The organism is Methylomonas sp. HYX-M1, assembly GCF_040741385.1.
Taxonomy (GTDB): Bacteria; Pseudomonadota; Gammaproteobacteria; order Methylococcales; family Methylomonadaceae; genus Methylomonas; species Methylomonas rhizoryzae.
Map to the genome: position 1 here is coordinate 3668987 of NZ_CP160405.1, position 16374 is coordinate 3685360.

General features: G+C 53.3%; 16 protein-coding genes and 1 pseudogene. 3 read left to right on the forward strand and 14 right to left on the reverse strand.

Annotated elements, in window-relative coordinates; translation table 11 throughout:
• Positions 1 to 4: 4 nt before the first annotated feature.
• The 5 genes from cobT to AB0A83_RS16690 are packed head-to-tail and all read right to left on the reverse strand — an operon-like array spanning position 5 to position 4417.
• Entirely contained in the window at positions 5 to 1045 is a 1041-nt protein-coding gene (gene cobT / locus AB0A83_RS16670; RefSeq protein ID WP_150050315.1) for a nicotinate-nucleotide--dimethylbenzimidazole phosphoribosyltransferase, read from the reverse strand.
• A 1-nt stretch (position 1046) separates the two neighbouring features.
• Positions 1047 to 1568, reverse strand: coding sequence for a bifunctional adenosylcobinamide kinase/adenosylcobinamide-phosphate guanylyltransferase (cobU, locus tag AB0A83_RS16675; protein ID WP_150050317.1), 522 nt, complete (start codon positions 1566 to 1568; stop codon positions 1047 to 1049).
• A complete protein-coding gene (locus AB0A83_RS16680; protein ID WP_150050319.1) occupies positions 1561 to 2001 on the reverse strand; it encodes a universal stress protein in 441 nt (146 codons plus the stop codon). The genes cobU and AB0A83_RS16680 overlap by 8 nt, the downstream gene beginning before the upstream one ends.
• 7 nt (positions 2002 to 2008) lie before the next feature.
• Positions 2009 to 2521, reverse strand: a complete 513-nt coding sequence (locus AB0A83_RS16685; RefSeq protein WP_150050321.1) for a hypothetical protein — start codon at positions 2519 to 2521, stop codon at positions 2009 to 2011.
• A 3-nt stretch (positions 2522 to 2524) separates the two neighbouring features.
• Positions 2525 to 4417 carry an ATP-binding cassette domain-containing protein gene (locus AB0A83_RS16690; RefSeq protein WP_150050323.1) on the reverse strand — a complete coding sequence of 631 codons (1893 nt, stop codon included), beginning with the start codon at positions 4415 to 4417 and terminating at the stop codon, positions 2525 to 2527.
• A gap of 535 nt (positions 4418 to 4952) precedes the next feature.
• On the opposite strand from AB0A83_RS16690, the gene AB0A83_RS16695 reads away from it, so the two are divergent.
• From AB0A83_RS16695 to AB0A83_RS16705, 3 genes and pseudogenes are all read left to right on the forward strand, one after another.
• Positions 4953 to 6083 (forward strand): fatty acid desaturase, encoded by a 1131-nt coding sequence (locus AB0A83_RS16695; RefSeq protein WP_150050325.1) that lies wholly within the window; start codon positions 4953 to 4955, stop codon positions 6081 to 6083.
• 206 nt (positions 6084 to 6289) lie between these two features.
• A pseudogene (locus AB0A83_RS16700) lies at positions 6290 to 6534 on the forward strand (type II toxin-antitoxin system RelE/ParE family toxin).
• Positions 6531 to 6833 (forward strand): Fis family transcriptional regulator, encoded by a 303-nt coding sequence (locus AB0A83_RS16705; RefSeq protein WP_367154770.1) that lies wholly within the window; start codon positions 6531 to 6533, stop codon positions 6831 to 6833. Before AB0A83_RS16700 ends, AB0A83_RS16705 begins: the two are co-directional and overlap by 4 nt.
• Positions 6834 to 7316: 483 nt before the next feature.
• Here AB0A83_RS16705 and AB0A83_RS16710 read toward each other — a convergent pair whose 3' ends face one another.
• From AB0A83_RS16710 to AB0A83_RS16750, 9 genes are all read right to left on the reverse strand, one after another.
• Positions 7317 to 8474 (reverse strand): DEAD/DEAH box helicase, encoded by a 1158-nt coding sequence (locus AB0A83_RS16710; protein WP_367154771.1) that lies wholly within the window; start codon positions 8472 to 8474, stop codon positions 7317 to 7319.
• A gap of 133 nt (positions 8475 to 8607) precedes the next feature.
• The gene (locus AB0A83_RS16715; protein ID WP_150050331.1) at positions 8608 to 8871 is read right to left on the reverse strand and encodes an RNA-binding protein; all 264 of its coding nucleotides are present in this window, start codon (positions 8869 to 8871) and stop codon (positions 8608 to 8610) included.
• 390 nt (positions 8872 to 9261) lie between these two features.
• Positions 9262 to 9474: a cold-shock protein gene (locus tag AB0A83_RS16720; RefSeq protein ID WP_150050333.1), complete on the reverse strand. Its 213-nt coding sequence runs from the start codon at positions 9472 to 9474 to the stop codon at positions 9262 to 9264.
• Between the two features lie 195 nt (positions 9475 to 9669).
• Positions 9670 to 10509, reverse strand: a complete 840-nt coding sequence (locus AB0A83_RS16725) for a PP2C family serine/threonine-protein phosphatase (RefSeq protein WP_367154772.1) — start codon at positions 10507 to 10509, stop codon at positions 9670 to 9672.
• 8 nt (positions 10510 to 10517) lie between these two features.
• Positions 10518 to 11948, reverse strand: coding sequence for an FHA domain-containing protein (locus AB0A83_RS16730; protein WP_367154773.1), 1431 nt, complete (start codon positions 11946 to 11948; stop codon positions 10518 to 10520).
• A 3-nt stretch (positions 11949 to 11951) separates the two neighbouring features.
• Positions 11952 to 12515: an FHA domain-containing protein gene (locus tag AB0A83_RS16735; protein ID WP_150050339.1), complete on the reverse strand. Its 564-nt coding sequence runs from the start codon at positions 12513 to 12515 to the stop codon at positions 11952 to 11954.
• Positions 12516 to 12568: 53 nt separating this feature from the next.
• Positions 12569 to 13966 carry a serine/threonine-protein kinase gene (locus AB0A83_RS16740; protein WP_150050341.1) on the reverse strand — a complete coding sequence of 466 codons (1398 nt, stop codon included), beginning with the start codon at positions 13964 to 13966 and terminating at the stop codon, positions 12569 to 12571.
• A gap of 52 nt (positions 13967 to 14018) precedes the next feature.
• Positions 14019 to 14951 carry an HDOD domain-containing protein gene (locus AB0A83_RS16745; protein ID WP_150050343.1) on the reverse strand — a complete coding sequence of 311 codons (933 nt, stop codon included), beginning with the start codon at positions 14949 to 14951 and terminating at the stop codon, positions 14019 to 14021.
• A gap of 9 nt (positions 14952 to 14960) precedes the next feature.
• The gene (locus tag AB0A83_RS16750; protein WP_150050345.1) at positions 14961 to 16274 is read right to left on the reverse strand and encodes a sigma-54-dependent Fis family transcriptional regulator; all 1314 of its coding nucleotides are present in this window, start codon (positions 16272 to 16274) and stop codon (positions 14961 to 14963) included.
• Between the last annotated feature and the right edge of the window lie 100 nt (positions 16275 to 16374).

Consider the following 16374-nt stretch of genomic DNA (forward strand, 5'->3'; position numbering starts at 1 on the left):
GTTATTATCCCGTTGTTATATTTGCTTGTGTAAACGTGGCCATTTCGCCGTGCAGCCGACACGCCATTTGTAAAACCGGCACCGCCGCCAACGCGCCGCTGGCCTCCCCCAACCGCATCCCCAGGTCCAAAATCGGCTCTGCGGATAACGCATTCAATACCGTGTGATGGCCTTTTTCCGCCGAGCGGTGGCCGTAGAAAAACCAATCCTTGCAGACCGGTTGAATAGTCGCCGCCGACAAGGCCGCCACGCTGCTGATAAAGCCGTCGACCATCACCGGCAAACGTGCCGACGCGGCCTCCAGATAAGCCGCCGTCAGTGCGGCGATCTCGAAGCCGCCCACGCACCGCAATACCTGCCAAGCATCGGTTAACGCCGGCCGGTGCAAAACCAACGCGTGTTCGATGACCTGGGCTTTATGCCGAATTTGCGCCGAGCTCAAGCCGGTGCCCGCACCGGTGATTTCAGCAGCCGGTAAATTCAACAAGGCAGCGGCGATAGCGCTGGCGCTAGCGGTATTGGCGATGCCCATTTCCCCGCCGACGAAAAGCTGCGCCCGATGCGCCAGCGCGCGGCCTACCGCGTCCCGGCCGGCTTGCAAGGCCACTTGCAATTGCGCTTCGCTCATGGCCGGTTCCACCTTAAAGTTTCGAGTGCCGCACCCGGCCCGGCAGGCAAGCACCTGCGGCAGATCTACCGGCTCCAACAAACCCACGTCCACCACCTCGAATCCGGCCGCCAGGTAACGCGATAATGCGTTGACCGCCGCCCCGCCGGCGGCGAAGTTTTTGACCATTTGCGCGGTCACCGCTTGCGGAAACGCCGAAACGCCTTCCGCGGCAATGCCGTGATCGGCGGCAAACACACTGACCCGGATGTTGTCGAAGCCGGGTTTATCGGTGTTTTGCATGGCTGCCGCACGCACGGCCAAGGCTTCCAGCTTGCCCAATGAACCGGCAGGCTTGGTCAATTGATTTTGTCTGTCTTGGGCGCGCTGCAAGCCGCTGGCCTCGACAGGCGCGATAATCTGACTATAGCCGTACATTTTACTTGAGCCTTTGCGGCAACCCGGCTGCCACCCAAGTCACCCGGCTGCAAACGGCCGCCAATTCCTGGTGCAGGAAACCGGCTTCGTCCACAAATCTGCGGCTCATCGCATCCGCAGCCACGATACCCATGCCGACCTCGTTGCTGACTAAAATCACGGCGGATTCGCACTCGCGCGCACACTGCAACAAAGCGGCCTTTTCGTGCCGATAATGCTGGTCTTGCACATTGCCGTCACGATCGAACAGAGCATTGCACAACCATAAGGTCAAACAATCGACCAGCACCAGCGTTGCGGCATCGGCATGGCGGCGAATCGCTTCAGCCAGCGCCAAAGGTTCCTCGACGGTAAGCCAGGCCGGATCGCGGCCGGCTCTATGTTTGTCGATACGGCTTCGCATTTCGGCGTCACCGGCCTCGGCGGTGGCGACATATACCACGTTTAAACCGCTGGCCGCGGCTTGCCGTTCCGCATAACGGCTCTTACCGGAACGAGCGCCGCCCAACACCAGCTCAATCATCTTGCAATCTGACCGCCAACACGTCGCATTTAGCGTGGTGCAACACGCCGTTGGCGGTCGAACCTAACAATAAGGCCAAACCATGGCGACCGTGCGAACCGACGACGATCAAATCGACCGCATTTTCCTCGGCGACCCGCACGATCTCCAATTTCGGGCTGCCCAATTCCAGCCATTGCCGCTCGGCCGGCACCTCCAATTCGGTAGCTAGCGCGTTCAGCCGGGCTTTTGCCGCATCCATCCATTCCTGGGTCATGTCCACATCGAAAGGTATCGGCCCGTAAGCGGCATCGGTCACCGGCAGGTTTTCCACCACGTGCACGATGCAAAGTTCCGCCTGATTTTGCAGAGCCAACTGTCGTGCTTTTTCCGTCACCGCTTTACCGTGATCGGAGAAGTCCACCGCCAATAACACGCGTTTATATAAATTCATAAATACCTCATTGCGTAGCGCCTGAAATTTCCGGAAACAATGCCGTCATGATTTGCGACGACAGCATCATGTATAGCAAGGCCAGCCCCAATCCGAAAAACAACGATCTGTCCAAAGCATGACGAATGATATGTCCGCTGGCCAACCAGTGCCACAACACTAAACCCAGCATCGAAAAATAGGCCAAATTGTTGGCGTGCGTATTCAAGGTGGCGACGGCCGGCAAGGCGCAGAAACTGATCACGCTATCCACGCCTAACATCGCCGCGAAGGTTTGCGGAAAGCGGGCCGGCTTACCCGAAAAAAACAGCAAGGGCCAGCAAAAACCGGCGATTAACAGAAAATCCACGCCAATTTGCAACACCGCGCCGGCCGTTGCGCCATTTAACAATAAAACCAAATAGTTAATCGCTATATAAACCGGTATCACTAGTTTCAACACCAGCGGCGAGGCCGGAACGTCTTGCGGCCCTAGCCGAAAAATGGCGATTTGAAAGAACAGTTGCGCCAACTCGTACATGTGTCACTCCGCTTGCGATAAATTTTCCTCTGCCGTCATCCAATCCAGTTCCGCTTGTTCCAGCGCGCTGTCGACTTGGTTCTTTCGGCTGAGCAATTGTTTTAATTTTTCTTTATTCTCGTCGCTGTACAGCGCGGGTTCGGCCAATTCCACTTCCAAAGATTGTTGTTCCCGGTGGTATTTTTCCACGGCGGCTTCGGCTTTTTTAACCGCATCCGTCAAAGGTTTCAAACGTTGCCGCCGCTCGGCGTCCTGCTTGCGTTGGTCTTTGCGCGACACGGGATTGTCGCTGCTGCCGTCTGCCTGTTCCGGTGTCGGCGCACTGCGTTTTTGTTCGGCTAACCACTGTTTGTAGTCGTCCAAATCGCCGTCGAAAGGCGTCAGTTTACCGTTGGCTACCAGAAGCAGCGTATCGGTTACCGAACGCAGCAAATGCCTGTCGTGCGATACCACCAACAATGCGCCTTCATAGTCCTGCAAAGCGACCGTCAAGGCATGGCGCATCTCCAAATCCAGATGGTTGGTCGGCTCGTCCAACAGCAGCAGATTGGGATTCTGATAAACCAACATCGCCAGCACCAAGCGGGCTTTTTCTCCACCCGAAAACGGCCCGACCGGATCGTTGACCTTATCGCCGCGAAAATCGAATCCGCCTAAAAAATTGCGCAAATCCTTTTCGGTCGCCTGTTTATCCAATTGCTGCAAATGCCATAATGGAGTTTGGTCCAAGCGCAGCAATTCCAATTGATGTTGGGCGAAATAACCGATGTTCAGATCCTGCGCAATAAGCAGTTGCCCGGACAACGGCGGCATTTGCCCTGACAGCACCTTGATCAAGCTGGATTTGCCCGCACCGTTCGGCCCCAACAAGCCTATGCGGTCGCCCGGCGAAATCGACAAGCCGGCGTTGTCGATGACCACTTTTCCGGGATAACCGATTGCCGCTTGCTCCAGTTTCAACAAAGGATTCGGCATTTTTCGCGGCGGCGGAAACGCAAAGTTGAACGGCGAATCGACGTGGGCCTGGGCGATCAACTCCATGCGCTCCAACGCCTTGATGCGGCTTTGCGCCTGCCTGGCTTTGGTTGCCTTGGCCCGGAACCGGTCGACAAAGCTTTGCATGTGGGCGATTTCTCGTTGCTGTTTTTCGAACGCCGCTTGTTGTTGCGCCAATTTTTCCGCCCGCATCCGCTCGAAAGCCGAATAATTGCCGGTATAAATGTCCGCTCGGTTCTGCTCGATATGAATGATGTGGTCGGTAATCGCATCCAAAAAATCGCGGTCGTGGGAAATCAGCAGCAAGGTACCGGGATATTTGACCAACCAATCCTGCAAAAACATCACCGCATCCAAATCCAAATGGTTGGTCGGCTCGTCCAACAGCAAAACGTCGGATCGGCACATCAGGGCTTGCGCCAAATTCAAACGCATCCGCCAACCGCCGGAGAACGAGCTGACCGGCCTAGCTTCCTGCTCGGTGCAAAAGCCCAAGCCGTTCAGCAAACGCGAAGCGCGGGCTTGCGCGCTATAGCCGTCGGCCTGTTCCAATGCAACGTGCAATTCGGCCACGCGTATGCCGTCGTGTGCCTGCTCGGCTTCGTCGAGCTGCCGCTGCAGACGGCGTAATTCACGATCGCCGTCCAACACATAATCGATAGCCGAAACCGGCAGCGCCGGCGTTTCTTGCGCCACGTGGGCTATTTCCAAATTGGGCGGCATGGAAAACTCACCGGCGTCGGCCTGCAATTCATGCCGCAGTAGCGCGAAAAAACTGGATTTTCCGGCGCCGTTTGCCCCGGTCAAACCGACTTTTTGGCCGCTATGAATGGTAAATGACGCGCCATCGAACAGTAAACGGCTACCCCGGCGAATGGCGATGTTTTTGAAATTGAGCATTTGAACGGTGTCTAATAACAAATGAGGCAAAAAAGCCCGACAGATTTTATCGTGTGAACGGCAAGCTAACGAAGGAATTTGCGCTACACCGCCAAACCATTGCCGCCTAAGCAGGCCAAAACGCTACGCCGTCGCTTCAGTTGCCTTCTGCCCTGTTTACTCGGCTGCTCGCTCGCGCCATACCTGTTCTGCAAAAACAGGTATTCGACACAAACAACCCAGTCATTTCGGATTCAGGCATTTTGCCAATGATTGAAGTAAAATTAAGGGCTGCCTTGCTTACGGCGCGGATCGAAAAAGCGATTTAAGCAAACCCTTGTAACAAGGGCATCGCCCAAGCCGTTTTTATGCTTTTCCGGAGCTAGCAAAGCTTACCGCTCAGTCTTGTTTCGTCAGTTATCTATCACTTCGCATTACAGCTTCCAGCGCGTCCAGGGTGCTTAACCCGATTACGTTATGGCAAAGGCGCAGGGACAGTGTCGACAGCGAATCGTATTACTGGGATTTTCCGTCGCACCGTACCTAAGAGGTTCTTTTGAGTTTATCTTGTTACCAAACCGTCGATCGCGAGCAACTTGCCAAAGACATCAAACAACTCTATCGACAAGCCCAGACCGACACGGGGCCTGAAGATTTCCGCCACATGAAGAGGATGGAACGCTGGGGCCAGGCCTGTTCGCTACTCGGCTACGCCACGGCCTGGATTGCACCGAATCCGCTATCGGCGCTGTTGATCAGCCAGGGCAGTTTTGCCCGCTGGACCCAGGTGGCGCATCCGATCCAGCATCGCGGCTACGACAAAATCAAGCAAGCCGAGCCGCGCTATAAAAGCAAGGGCTTTGCCAAGGGTTGGCGCCGATTTGTAGACTGGCCGGACTGGATGACGCCGGCTGGCTGGCACCACGAACACGACGTTCTGCACCACTACCGCTTGGGCGAAACCGCCGATCCCAATAACGCTCAACACAATATGGAATGGCTGCGCCAATCCGGCTTGCCGATGTGGCTGCGGTACGCCATTGTTGCGCTGTTTTCCGGGGTTTGGAAGCTGAGCTATTACACGCCGCGTACCCACAAGGAATTGCGTCTGGAACAAGCCCGCCATCAGCATCAACCGGCCCCGAAGATGACCCGGCTAGGCGCCTGGAGCCTGTTCACCTCGCAAGGTCGCGGCCTGTGGCTGCAAAGCGTATTGCCTTACACGGCGTATCGCTTCCTGTTGCTACCGGCGCTGTTTCTACCGCTAGGCACGGTGGCCGCTACCAGCGTATTGCTGAATTCCCTCCTGGCGGAAGTGCTCACCAACATGCATACCTTTCTGGTGATGATCCCCAACCACGCCGGCGACGACGTCATGGGCTTCGACGAAAAAGCGCACTGCAAAGGCGAGTTCTATCTGCGGCAAATTCTGGGTTCGGTCAATTACCCGACCGGTTCCAACGCCAACGATTTTCTATACGGCTGGCTGAACTACCAGATCGAGCACCACCTGTGGCCGGATCTGCCCTTAAGCCAATATCAAAAGCTGCAACCGCAGGTCAAAGCCCTGTGTGCCCGTCACGGCATCCCCTATTGCCAGGATTCGGTATTCAAACGCTTGTTAAAGGCGGTGGACATCATGGTCGGCAAGACCTCGATGCTGAAACCGGCGCAGGCGCAGGCTTGACCTTCTCCGGTTAATCAAAGCCATGGCCTCAGACGTGATAGCGCGAAAAAGGAAAATTCCCGGAAAGAATGCTTGTTACCATGTACCAATCCTGATGCGTCGCGGCAAATGAATCTAATCCGTTCCGTCAGATTTTTTGTAACAGAGGCCGGCAGTAAGCCCGTAGGGAGGGCTTAAAGGATTATCCGCCCGAGACAGAAGAACGGTTGGCGAAGATATTAAAACGGTGCAATTCGGTTGCCCACCTTGGAATGCCATTAGTCAATCATCTAGAAGGCGACATTTGGGAAATCAGAAGCAAGCTGAACAAGCGGATAACCCGCATTCTGTTTGTCATCGCAAGCATACGATGATTCTGCTGCTTGGTTTTATCAAAAAAAATCAAAAAACACCGAAGCCGGAAATGGATTTAGCAAAACAAGGATTGAAAGCATTACGAGGTAAACAATGAACAATCAACATGAAGAGAATCTCCACATTGGTAGCAGCTTCGAAGATTTCTTGGCCGAAGAAGCCATCCTTGACGCAGTCACTGCGGTAGCAACCAAACGGGTCATTGCCCGGCAAATATCGGAAGGCATGGCAGCACTTAAACTTAGTAAAACGGCAATGGCCCAAAAAATGCCTACCAACAGAGCTTCGCTTAATCGGTTGCTGGATGAAGAAGACACCAGTTTAACCTTGACCACATTAGTGAGTGCCGCCGCCGCGCCCGGTAAAAAAGTAAAAACTGAGCTGGAGCCGCTGTGAACTTGACGGTAGTTGTAGACTAAAAATTGACCAATTCCAATCACATAAAATTAATCGCCAAATTCCGGTAACCCGGCACAGGATCGCCATTCAAAAACGAGAGGCATGACCTATAAAGCCAAGTCTCTCGTTTTGCATTATCTTGGCACGCCTTCAAACCTTCAGAAAGGTTTCGGCAGTTTTGGACAATTTTGACCATTCACACACCGTAACGGCCATCAAGGTAGGCAACAGCCCGACTGATGAAAGTCAAAGCTGTTTTGCCGTCAGCTTTTTGGGCGTTCGTTAGGTAGTTTTCAGCATAACGCGAAAGCGCCCCGCCTTTTCCAAGTCGGAACGGGGCGCGTAAGAACAACTCCGGTTTCACCACGGATTCCGCAAGCAGTTTTTTGCAAAAGCCGTGAAAATTCGATTTTGCGGCTTTATTAGATCCACGCCACACACAAACACCTTCTATTTCCCGGCAGGATTAGGCCGCTGAGATTACCTCTTGGCGGCTTTTGCCGAGTCGATACCGGAAAGCGCACCGAAGGCGATTTTATTACCGATCAGTTTTTCCACTTGCCGTAAGGCACTGCGTTCATCGGCGGAAACCAGGGAAACGGCAAGGCCGCTCAGCCCCGCCCTGCCGGTGCGGCCGATGCGGTGCACATAGTCGGCCGAGGAGCGCGGTAGTTCGAAATTGACCACGTGCGGCAGCTTGGCGATGTCGATGCCGCGTGCCGCCACATCGGTGGCAACCAATACCCGAATGTCTCCGGCCTTGAAATCGGCCAAGGCGCTGGTGCGAGCTCCCTGGCTTTTATTGCCGTGAATGGCCTTGGCACTGATCTGCACGGCGTTCAATTTCTCGGTCAAGCGGTTGGCATTATGCTTGGTGCTGGTAAAAACCAACACTTGCCGCCAGTCGTTACTTTTAATCAAATGTGCCAAAACTCCGGCTTTAGCGGGTTTTTCCACGGCGTAGGCAATTTGTTCGACACTGTCGGCGGCGGCGTTTTCAGCCGCGATTTCGACTTGCAGCGGATTGCGCAGCAAGGTTTGCGCCAGTTGGCGAATCTCGCCGGAAAAGGTGGCGGAGAACAACAGGTTCTGCCGGGTCTTAGGCAACAAGGCCAATATTTTGTTGATGTCGCGGATGAAACCCATGTCCAACATGCGGTCCGCCTCATCCAACACCAATATTTCAACCTGATTCAGCTTGACGGCATTCTGGCCGACCAGATCGAGCAAGCGGCCTGGCGTCGCGGTCAGGATGTCGACGCCACCGCGCAAACGCAGCATCTGCGGATTGATTTTGACCCCGCCGAACACAACGTCCGATTTCAGCCGCGGTTGTTGATGGACGCCGTACTTGACGACCGACTCGGCTACTTGCGCCGCCAATTCGCGGGTTGGCGTCAATATCAGCGCCCTGACCGGCCGATTGCGGCCGGTACCGGGATTGGTCGTCAGACGTTGCAAAATAGGTAAAGTAAAGCTGGCGGTTTTGCCGGTGCCGGTTTGTGCGGCGGCGAGCAGATCGCGACCGGATAACACCAGCGGGATAGCCTGTTGCTGGATCGGTGTTGGCGAACTGTAACCGGCTTCGCTAATGGCCCGCAACAAAGTCTCGGACAGACCGAGGGTGGAAAATGACATGAAAATCTCGATATTCGGGAGCGAAATCCCGATCAATGAAAGTTAGTCCCTAACGGGGATAACCGATAACCGGACGGCCTAATTCGCCTAATGTCCGGCATCGGACAACTGTTGCAGCAAATATCGCCTTAGCCTATCGACGTTTGCCTTGCTTGCCGGTGGCGTTTTCAAAACTGACTCTGAGCATGTTGCCGCCAAATTTGACGCCGCTCAGCTTAGCAATAGCAACTCTGGCTTCGTGGCCTTCCATGCCAATGTAACCAAAGCCACGGCATTTGCCGCTGAACATATCGATGACGAGTTCGATGGAATGCACTTTGCCGAATTCCGAGAACAAGGCGGCGACGCTGGCTTCGGTCGCATCGCTAGGCAAGTTGCCGACAAATATTCTTTTCAAAATGTGTCCTGAGTGAGTGAAAAGGCGGTAGAAACGCTAACGTATTTAGCCAAACCCAAGTCTTGATAACAACAAAGACGATCAATTGGGTTAACTAAACGCAACGAACCACAATAATGGGCTAGGACAACCAAGCCGATACCGTCATGCTTTTGCAAAGCCGGTAATGATCGCTATGAAAGTCTTGACGAATGCGACGGTCCGGTCGCGGTATAGAAATCGCTTTCACAAAGCCATCGCACATCTTCCAGAGGCTTGCCTTGACCATGAGCGCAAGCAAAAAGATAACGCTCAAACTCTGTTGGTTTTTATCGCTACGAAACGCTTTGCGTTTAGCGACAGGTTGCGAGTAAATCTACTCGGCAACCTGTAGAAATAGAAAAGGATCCGTTAAATCACTTTGACATTTTCAGCCTGCAAGCCTTTAGGGCCGCGGCCAATGCTGAATTCGACCCTTTGGTTTTCTTCCAGGGTTTTGTAACCGCCGGAATTCACGATGCTTCTGAAGTGAACGAAAACATCCGGGCCGGATTGTTGTTGAATAAAGCCGAAGCCTTTATCGGAGTTGAACCATTTAACGGTGCCGGTCGTAACTGTAGACATAAGTAAGTCCTTGAAAAATAAAAAACGCGCCTAAAAGGCAAATGTAGCCGGTAAAATTGGAACTTACTTTATGAAATCAGAACGAGTTACAGCTTCGAGGGAAGTGGCGTCGAAATGGGAATCAGCGGGGTAAATCTTAATTTTTAGAGCTTCTCTCAGTATGGTAGACCGATGACTGTATGTCAAGCTATATTTTCATCCTCGCACAAATTGGCGGAAAAATTGCACTGCTCGCGTTATTCGCGCACGCTCCGTTACCCCCGACCGCACCGCCGGTTGCGATGCGTCGGTTAATCCCAACACGACTGCGGTTAAATTGTCCTGATTGGGGTTGCCTTTAGCCAAAGCGGCATCACATAGAGCTTGCGCCGCTCGCATCGGTTCTGCGCCCAGGCAGGCGATGATCTCGTCGGACGTCAAAACGCCATCTATTCCGTCCGTGCACAGCAAAACGCAATCGCCAGGCAATAACGGCAAGCCGGTGCTACCCGTATCGACCAAAGGCAGAGGCTCCAAGCCTAAAAAACTTTCCAGAGAATATCGCTCCGGATGAAATTCCGCCTCGCGTTGACTGATGATCCCGGCATCCGCTTGCTTTTGTAGGGTTCTGGCGAAGTGGTGATCGATAGTCAACAAGCCCAGACGCCGATCCCGGCATAAATATAAATGACTATCGCCTACCGAGCGCCAATACAATCTGTTGTTCCACACCGCTGCAGCAACCAGCGTCGTCCCCATCCAAGCCAAACAGTGCTTCTGTTCCGCAACCCGGCAAACGGCTTGATTCGCAGCGCTCAAGGCCTCGTCCAAAGCTTGCGAGATACTTTGCTCTGCGGGTTTGGCGGCGTACTGTTGTAAAAATGCGGAAACCGCCAATTGCGCGGCTTCCCGTCCGTGCAATAAACCGCCAATGCCGTCCGCCACGACAGCCAAATAACCACCGTGCGGCGTGAATGTCGTATCCGCAAAATCGGACAAACCGAATGCGTCTTGTTGATAACGCCGCAGCCCGATGTGGCTTGAATTGCCGGGCACGACGCAACCTAGTTCAAAATCGGACACGTGATACGTAGCTCTGTTCGTCCCAACAGCAATAAGTCTCCGTTGCGTAACGGATATTCGTTACGAATCGGCACCCCGTTGATTGAAGTTCCGTTGGTGGAATTCAAGTCGCGCAGGGTTAATTTGCCTGCAGCCCACTGAATCGAGGCATGCCGTGCGGAAATTTCCGCATCGCCGTCGATCAGCCAATCGTTTGCCCCCACACCACGCCCTAAAACCGCCGAATCCTGTAATTGAAAGCGATAGACCTTGCCCGGCTCCGCTCCGGTCACTACCGTTAACAATATGCTTACTCCTTCGGGTAAAACAGCCTCGGGCTTAGCTTTAGGCGAAATCCGAGGCTCGATGGCGACATCTTTGTCATGAGGTAGATATCCTGGGTAAGCCAAACGCTGCCGATACAACCAAACCACACCGCCCAAAAACACGCCCAAACCGATCGCAAACAGCATAGGCGAGCGGCTTTTGGGTTTAGCCCCGCTCTCGCCCTCACTTCCAGGCGCGGCCGGCTTGGGCAACAGCCGAATTTGCAAGCCCTGGTTCAGGGTGCGCTCTCCGTCGCTCCAGGACACGTCGAGGTGCTGTATTTGCCCGTCGGGTATGCAAGAACGGCATTCCAAGCGCAAGCGGTAAGCGTGTTCGATATGTCGATGCTGGGTCGTATATGCGGTATCCAATTGCGCCGAACCGGCTTGCATAAAATGGCCGCCGGATTGGCGCGAAAGAGTAGCCAGTACCTTTAGGCCTTCGCGCCCCCGTTCGCTGACCGGTTGAGACGCAAAACCGATGGCATAAATGGGAATTTGCGATTCGCCGTTCTGCTGCAAGACCTCGTCCACTGTGGCGCCGTTTAAGCTGTCGTCGATGCCGTCGCTGAGCACGACAATCGACCGACGCTCCGGCATACCTACTTGTTGCTGTCGCCCTAGCGCTATCGCCTGCAGCAATCCCTCGTAAAGACTGGTTTCCATATCGGTAGTCGCCAGCAAGTTCACGGCGTTATTTAATTTGGACCGGTCATTGGTAAATTCCAAACTGCGATTGACGCGGTGCCCGAAAGTTAAGATGGCCGCCCGATCGTCTTCCCCCATGTCAAGAAACCATTGATGCAGGGATCGCTTGATTTGGACCAGTTGGCGACTGCCGATCGACTTGGAAATGTCGACCAGAAAAATGTAACCCACGCCTTGTCCTGTGCTGGCCGCGGTTTCCACCGAAATCACCTGGAGCGAATTTTCGCCGAAGCTAGCCGTAAATTGCTCGCTCACGACTGCGTTTTGCGCCGGCACATGCAGCCAGACATCGATCACCGGGAATTTCGCTACCGCTTGCACCAAATGAAACGCTTCATTTTCCTGAGCTTGGACGCAACTGAAAAGCAAGCCCAAGCACCACACCCACAGCCAACGCATAACTCAGTCCTCGCGATTTTCCCAGCCGAATCGTTCCCCGCACAACGGGATGAACAGCAACGCGGTTTGCCCCAATTCGATACGATCGTATGCATTCAGAGGCATGGGTACGTCCACTTCGTTGCCGTTCAAATAAGTCATCCCCCTCCCGTCGCCGGGAGCGATTCGAAACGTACCGGCCCGCGGGTTGAAACTCACGTAGGCGTGGTTTTCGCGCGAAATCGCTTCATCGCCTTGAATACAAATCGCCATTCCGGCGCCGCGACCGATGCTGTTTCGCTCACTTCTGATGCGATAATCGCGGCCTTTTTCCGGCCCCTCAACACACACCAACCAGCCGACTACCGGATCGATACCGATATTTTTCCGCACCATTGCGACGGTCACGCCAATATCGGCTACCGAATTCGCCTGTCCGCGCACTTGGGTGACTTCATGATCGATCCGTGCGGAGGCCGATTGGCTTACTTGAGTTTGAACGCCTAAATCCGCCACGCCGCAGGTCGGACAGCGGCTGTGCTGGCTTGCATCGTAATAATGTCCGTATTCGCAACGCATAAGCTTCATAATCGCCTCACACTCTTTGCTCTGATGAGCGAAAAGATAGACCGCAATCCGGGTTAATGCCGAATTTCGCAATCCATGGTCGCCCCCCATTCGGCACATAAACTGCGTAAATGATCGTTTTGTTCCGGCATGGAATTTTGGGACGAAGCGGAACTGTGATGTTTTTGCCGGCGTTCCTGCTCCTCGAAGCGCCGTAATGCGGCTTCTTGCCGACTCTTTAAATTTTCCGCCGCTATCCGCTCTTGCTCGCGCAGGCTTTTCCAGTCCGTTTGTTGCCGTTGATCATCCGATTCGTGCTTTACCTGCGAAATTTCCCGCGCCGGATCGTTTACGTCATGGCCTTTTTCCAAAGTCTCGCGCTGATCTACGAATGCGGATTTAAACAGCAACACGCCTATCAGCACCGCCACGACCCAAAATAGACGATGAGTATGCCGGGTTTGCACAACCGCATCCTTGTCCGATTGCTTGGACAATAAAGTCGCGGCGGCTTGCGGCAACGCTCTATTTTCGAGTTGACGTTGAAATCGCTCGACGCTTTGCTGCCTTTGCGCAGGATCTGCTGCCAATGCCGTAGCCAGAGCGACTACCGCAAGCGAGGGAAGTTGCGCAGTGACAGCGGCCGGCAACGCAGCGTTCGCCTGTGCTTCAGATAGGCCGGGCGTGTTGCCGGTCAGACAGAAATACATACAGGCCGCTAAGCTATACACGTCCGTCCAGGGCCCTAACGGATAACCTCCATTGCTTTGTTCGAGCGCAGCAAAACCGGGTTTGACCAGCCGGATTGCTGCTTCATTCGCCATATCGTCACTCGACTCACTGATACGGGCGGCGCCGAAATCCAATAACTTAACCCGCCCGTCGTTACACAAATAAATATTGTCCGGGGCAATGTCCAAATGCAGGAAACCGCTAGCATGAACCGCACGTACTGCATCCAGCACATGAGTAAAGAGTTCCTGGGTTTTTGACCAACCCAGCGGGCCAACTCGCTGCAGATAGTGCTTTAACGTTTCGCCGGCTACGTATTCCATCACCATGTAACCGGTACCCAACGCCGAAAAATAGGTCAATACCGACACTATGCCTTGATGTTGCCGAAATTTGGCTAATACGCGCGCTTCGTCCAAGAATGCTTTTAATCCCGCCGCATAGTGATCCGCTACGTCATTTTGTGCAGGACCTACACATCCGGTAGCAATATCCCGCTTAGCCCAAGATTTTGGAAAATACTCTTTAATGGCAACATGAATTTGCAAATGCTCATCTACACCCAGATAGGTGATGCCAAAACCGCCCTGACCCAGCACATTCGTTACCGAATAAGGCGATTTGATCAGTGTGCCTTGCGGCAAGCCGATCGAGGACTGCTCTTGGAGCGTATCCCCCCAGCCGCAATACGGACAAGGATAAGCATGGTTTAACGGCGAAAAACAGGCTGGGCAGCGCATTAGTGTTGTTTAAGACTTAACCACCGCCGGACGAGGGATACTACGCGTCAGGTTACTTGGCGACATTAGCCATGCTTTCGGCCATTTCCTTTAGTAGGGCGATCTCCGCTTGAATTTGGCCAAGCGCCTGTTGGCCGTGTACCGCTTGCAAGCCCAATTCGCTCCACAATTCGTCCGCAAAAGGCTGTTGGGCGGCATCGCCTATGCCGATTTGCCCCAACAAAAAGTCGTTCAAGTAAATGAGCAAATTCAGTCGATAATTGTCGCCGCGATAATACGGATTATGGTGATGGTAAACAATGTCGGTCAGTACCCGCGGCATCCCCCAGGTATTCATTAACCAAGCGCCCAATTGCGCATGATTTACCCCAAACGCGAAAGTTTCCAAATTGTAAATATTAGCGGCCGGATTAATCGCAATTAAGCTCTGCAAATGCGCGAATTCTTCCGGAAACTGGTGGCCGAACAACGGAAAACCGATATTATGAATTAAACCGGCGATAAACACTTCGTCGCGGTTAGGCTGTAACTCTACCGGCATGCGCTCGATCAGCAATTTCATTAAGCGGGTACTGGCTAAAGCATGCATCCAAAATGCACGCGTGCCGATCACACCCTCTTGAGGGGCTTTCAACGGCGCCAATACCGCCAATCCCAAAGCCAAGTCGAAGACAAAATTAAACCCCAACACGCGGATGATGGCGTTTCTGACCGAGTCAACCTTACCGCGGTATCCGTATAAAGCCGAACTGGCCCAGCGCACTACTTGCGCGGTCAGCATCGGATCCATTTCTATAATTTCGGTCAATTTGTCGACATCGGCCTCCGGATCGGAGATCAAGTCGATAATCCTCGCTGCAGTACCCGGCAAGGGCGGCAATGCGCGAATATTAGCAATCGATTCGCGCATGTCCAAAGGCGGCATGAAGCCGTTGGCACCGGAGTCAATCGCATCGAGGGTCCAATTGATCAGCGAAGCTTGCATGCATTCCGCCTAGTTGAGATTAAGCCTACTGAGTTTACGGTATAAAGTTCTTTCACTAATGTTCATTTCCGCTGCAATAAGTTTTCGGTTTCCATGATATTTCTCGATTAAACCGGCGATAAAGTTGGTTTCGTATTGTTCTAAAACGCTAAGTTGGCGAGAAGAGCGATTCGGAATCACCATTTGCTCGGAAAACCCGATATCCGCTTTTACGGAATCTATCAGCGGTCGCATAAAGTGAATGTCGGTATCTTCGATCTTGCCGTTTCGGCTTAAACCGCTAGCCAACTGCAAACAATTTCTCAACTCCCGAATGTTGCCCGGCCAATTGTGGTGAAGCAATTTGACCAACCCGTTTTTGCTCATCGATATCGGCGCCCCGCGCATTTGCGCAAACTGCTGTAAAAAATGCTCGGTTAATGCCGGAATATCTTGTTTGCGTTCGCGAAGCGGCGGAATCTCGATGGGAAATACAGATAGCCGGTAAAACAAATCTTCTCTAAATTGCCCTTTTTTCACCATTTCGACAAGGTTTCTGTGCGTCGCGCAGACCACTCTGACCGCAGCCTTTAAAGTTACCGTGCCGCCGACCCGACGAAATTGACCACTTTCCATCGCCCGCAATAATTTAGCCTGTTGTGACAACGGCAACTCCCCGATTTCGTCCAGGAATAATGTGCCATTATCCGCCAATTCGAACAGCCCTTTTTTACTAGTCGCCGCTCCGGTAAACGCACCTTTTTCATGGCCGAACAATTCGCTTTCAAACAAGTCCTCGCCGAACACGGTGCAATCGGCAATGACAAATTCGTTATCCGCATTGGGCGAAAACCGGTGCACGAACTCAGCAGCAAGTTCTTTGCCAGTTCCGGTCTCGCCCATTAATAAAACCGGTGCATGTAGGCCAGCCGCCTGTTGCAGTTTATTTTTAAACGCCACAAAAACATCGCTACCGCCCACCATGCCGCTCTGACGCGCGGTAGCACCGGGTTTGTGTAAAAGGCTTTGACACTCGGCTAAAAACAATCGCCCGTCGGCATCCAACAGGGGATAGCCTCTTACGTTCAACAGCTTATGCTCGCTTTCGCACTCGGTATCATTAAAAATCCCGGCATAAGGCTCAAGCGTTTGAAACAAACGTTGATGCCGGCAATTCCCTTGCCGTTCGCAGCAAGGTCTACCGATTATTTCCCGACGGTCGGTCGCAAACACCGTCTCCCAAGCACGATTGGCTGCAACAACAACTAAATCGGCCCCGATTACGACCAATGGCTGCTCGTGGGTTTCGAGCAAGGCTTCCAACTTAAAAACACTTTGCGACATAGTCCTGCTATTTGATTATCTCGTCGAGACCGCCCGATTTCACCTGACATCTTTCCGATTTATTCGCCTTACCTGTCAGCACAACCTGACAGATATGACA

Bases quoted from the DNA above. Each gene is read 5' to 3' on its own strand.
- cobT (WP_150050315.1), bottom strand. From the start codon at position 1,045: ATGTACGGCTATAGTCAGATTATCGCGCCTGTCGAGGCCAGCGGCTTG.
- cobU (WP_150050317.1), bottom strand. From the start codon at position 1,568: ATGATTGAGCTGGTGTTGGGCGGCGCTCGTTCCGGTAAGAGCCGTTAT.
- AB0A83_RS16680 (WP_150050319.1), bottom strand. From the start codon at position 2,001: ATGAATTTATATAAACGCGTGTTATTGGCGGTGGACTTCTCCGATCAC.
- AB0A83_RS16685 (WP_150050321.1), bottom strand. From the start codon at position 2,521: ATGTACGAGTTGGCGCAACTGTTCTTTCAAATCGCCATTTTTCGGCTA.
- AB0A83_RS16690 (WP_150050323.1), bottom strand. From the start codon at position 4,417: ATGCTCAATTTCAAAAACATCGCCATTCGCCGGGGTAGCCGTTTACTG.
- AB0A83_RS16705 (WP_367154770.1), top strand. From the start codon at position 6,531: ATGAACAATCAACATGAAGAGAATCTCCACATTGGTAGCAGCTTCGAA.
- AB0A83_RS16710 (WP_367154771.1), bottom strand. From the start codon at position 8,474: ATGTCATTTTCCACCCTCGGTCTGTCCGAGACTTTGTTGCGGGCCATT.
- AB0A83_RS16720 (WP_150050333.1), bottom strand. From the start codon at position 9,474: ATGTCTACAGTTACGACCGGCACCGTTAAATGGTTCAACTCCGATAAA.
- AB0A83_RS16730 (WP_367154773.1), bottom strand. From the start codon at position 11,948: ATGCGTTGGCTGTGGGTGTGGTGCTTGGGCTTGCTTTTCAGTTGCGTC.
- AB0A83_RS16735 (WP_150050339.1), bottom strand. From the start codon at position 12,515: ATGAAGCTTATGCGTTGCGAATACGGACATTATTACGATGCAAGCCAG.
- AB0A83_RS16740 (WP_150050341.1), bottom strand. From the start codon at position 13,966: ATGCGCTGCCCAGCCTGTTTTTCGCCGTTAAACCATGCTTATCCTTGT.
- AB0A83_RS16745 (WP_150050343.1), bottom strand. From the start codon at position 14,951: ATGCAAGCTTCGCTGATCAATTGGACCCTCGATGCGATTGACTCCGGT.
- AB0A83_RS16750 (WP_150050345.1), bottom strand. From the start codon at position 16,274: ATGTCGCAAAGTGTTTTTAAGTTGGAAGCCTTGCTCGAAACCCACGAG.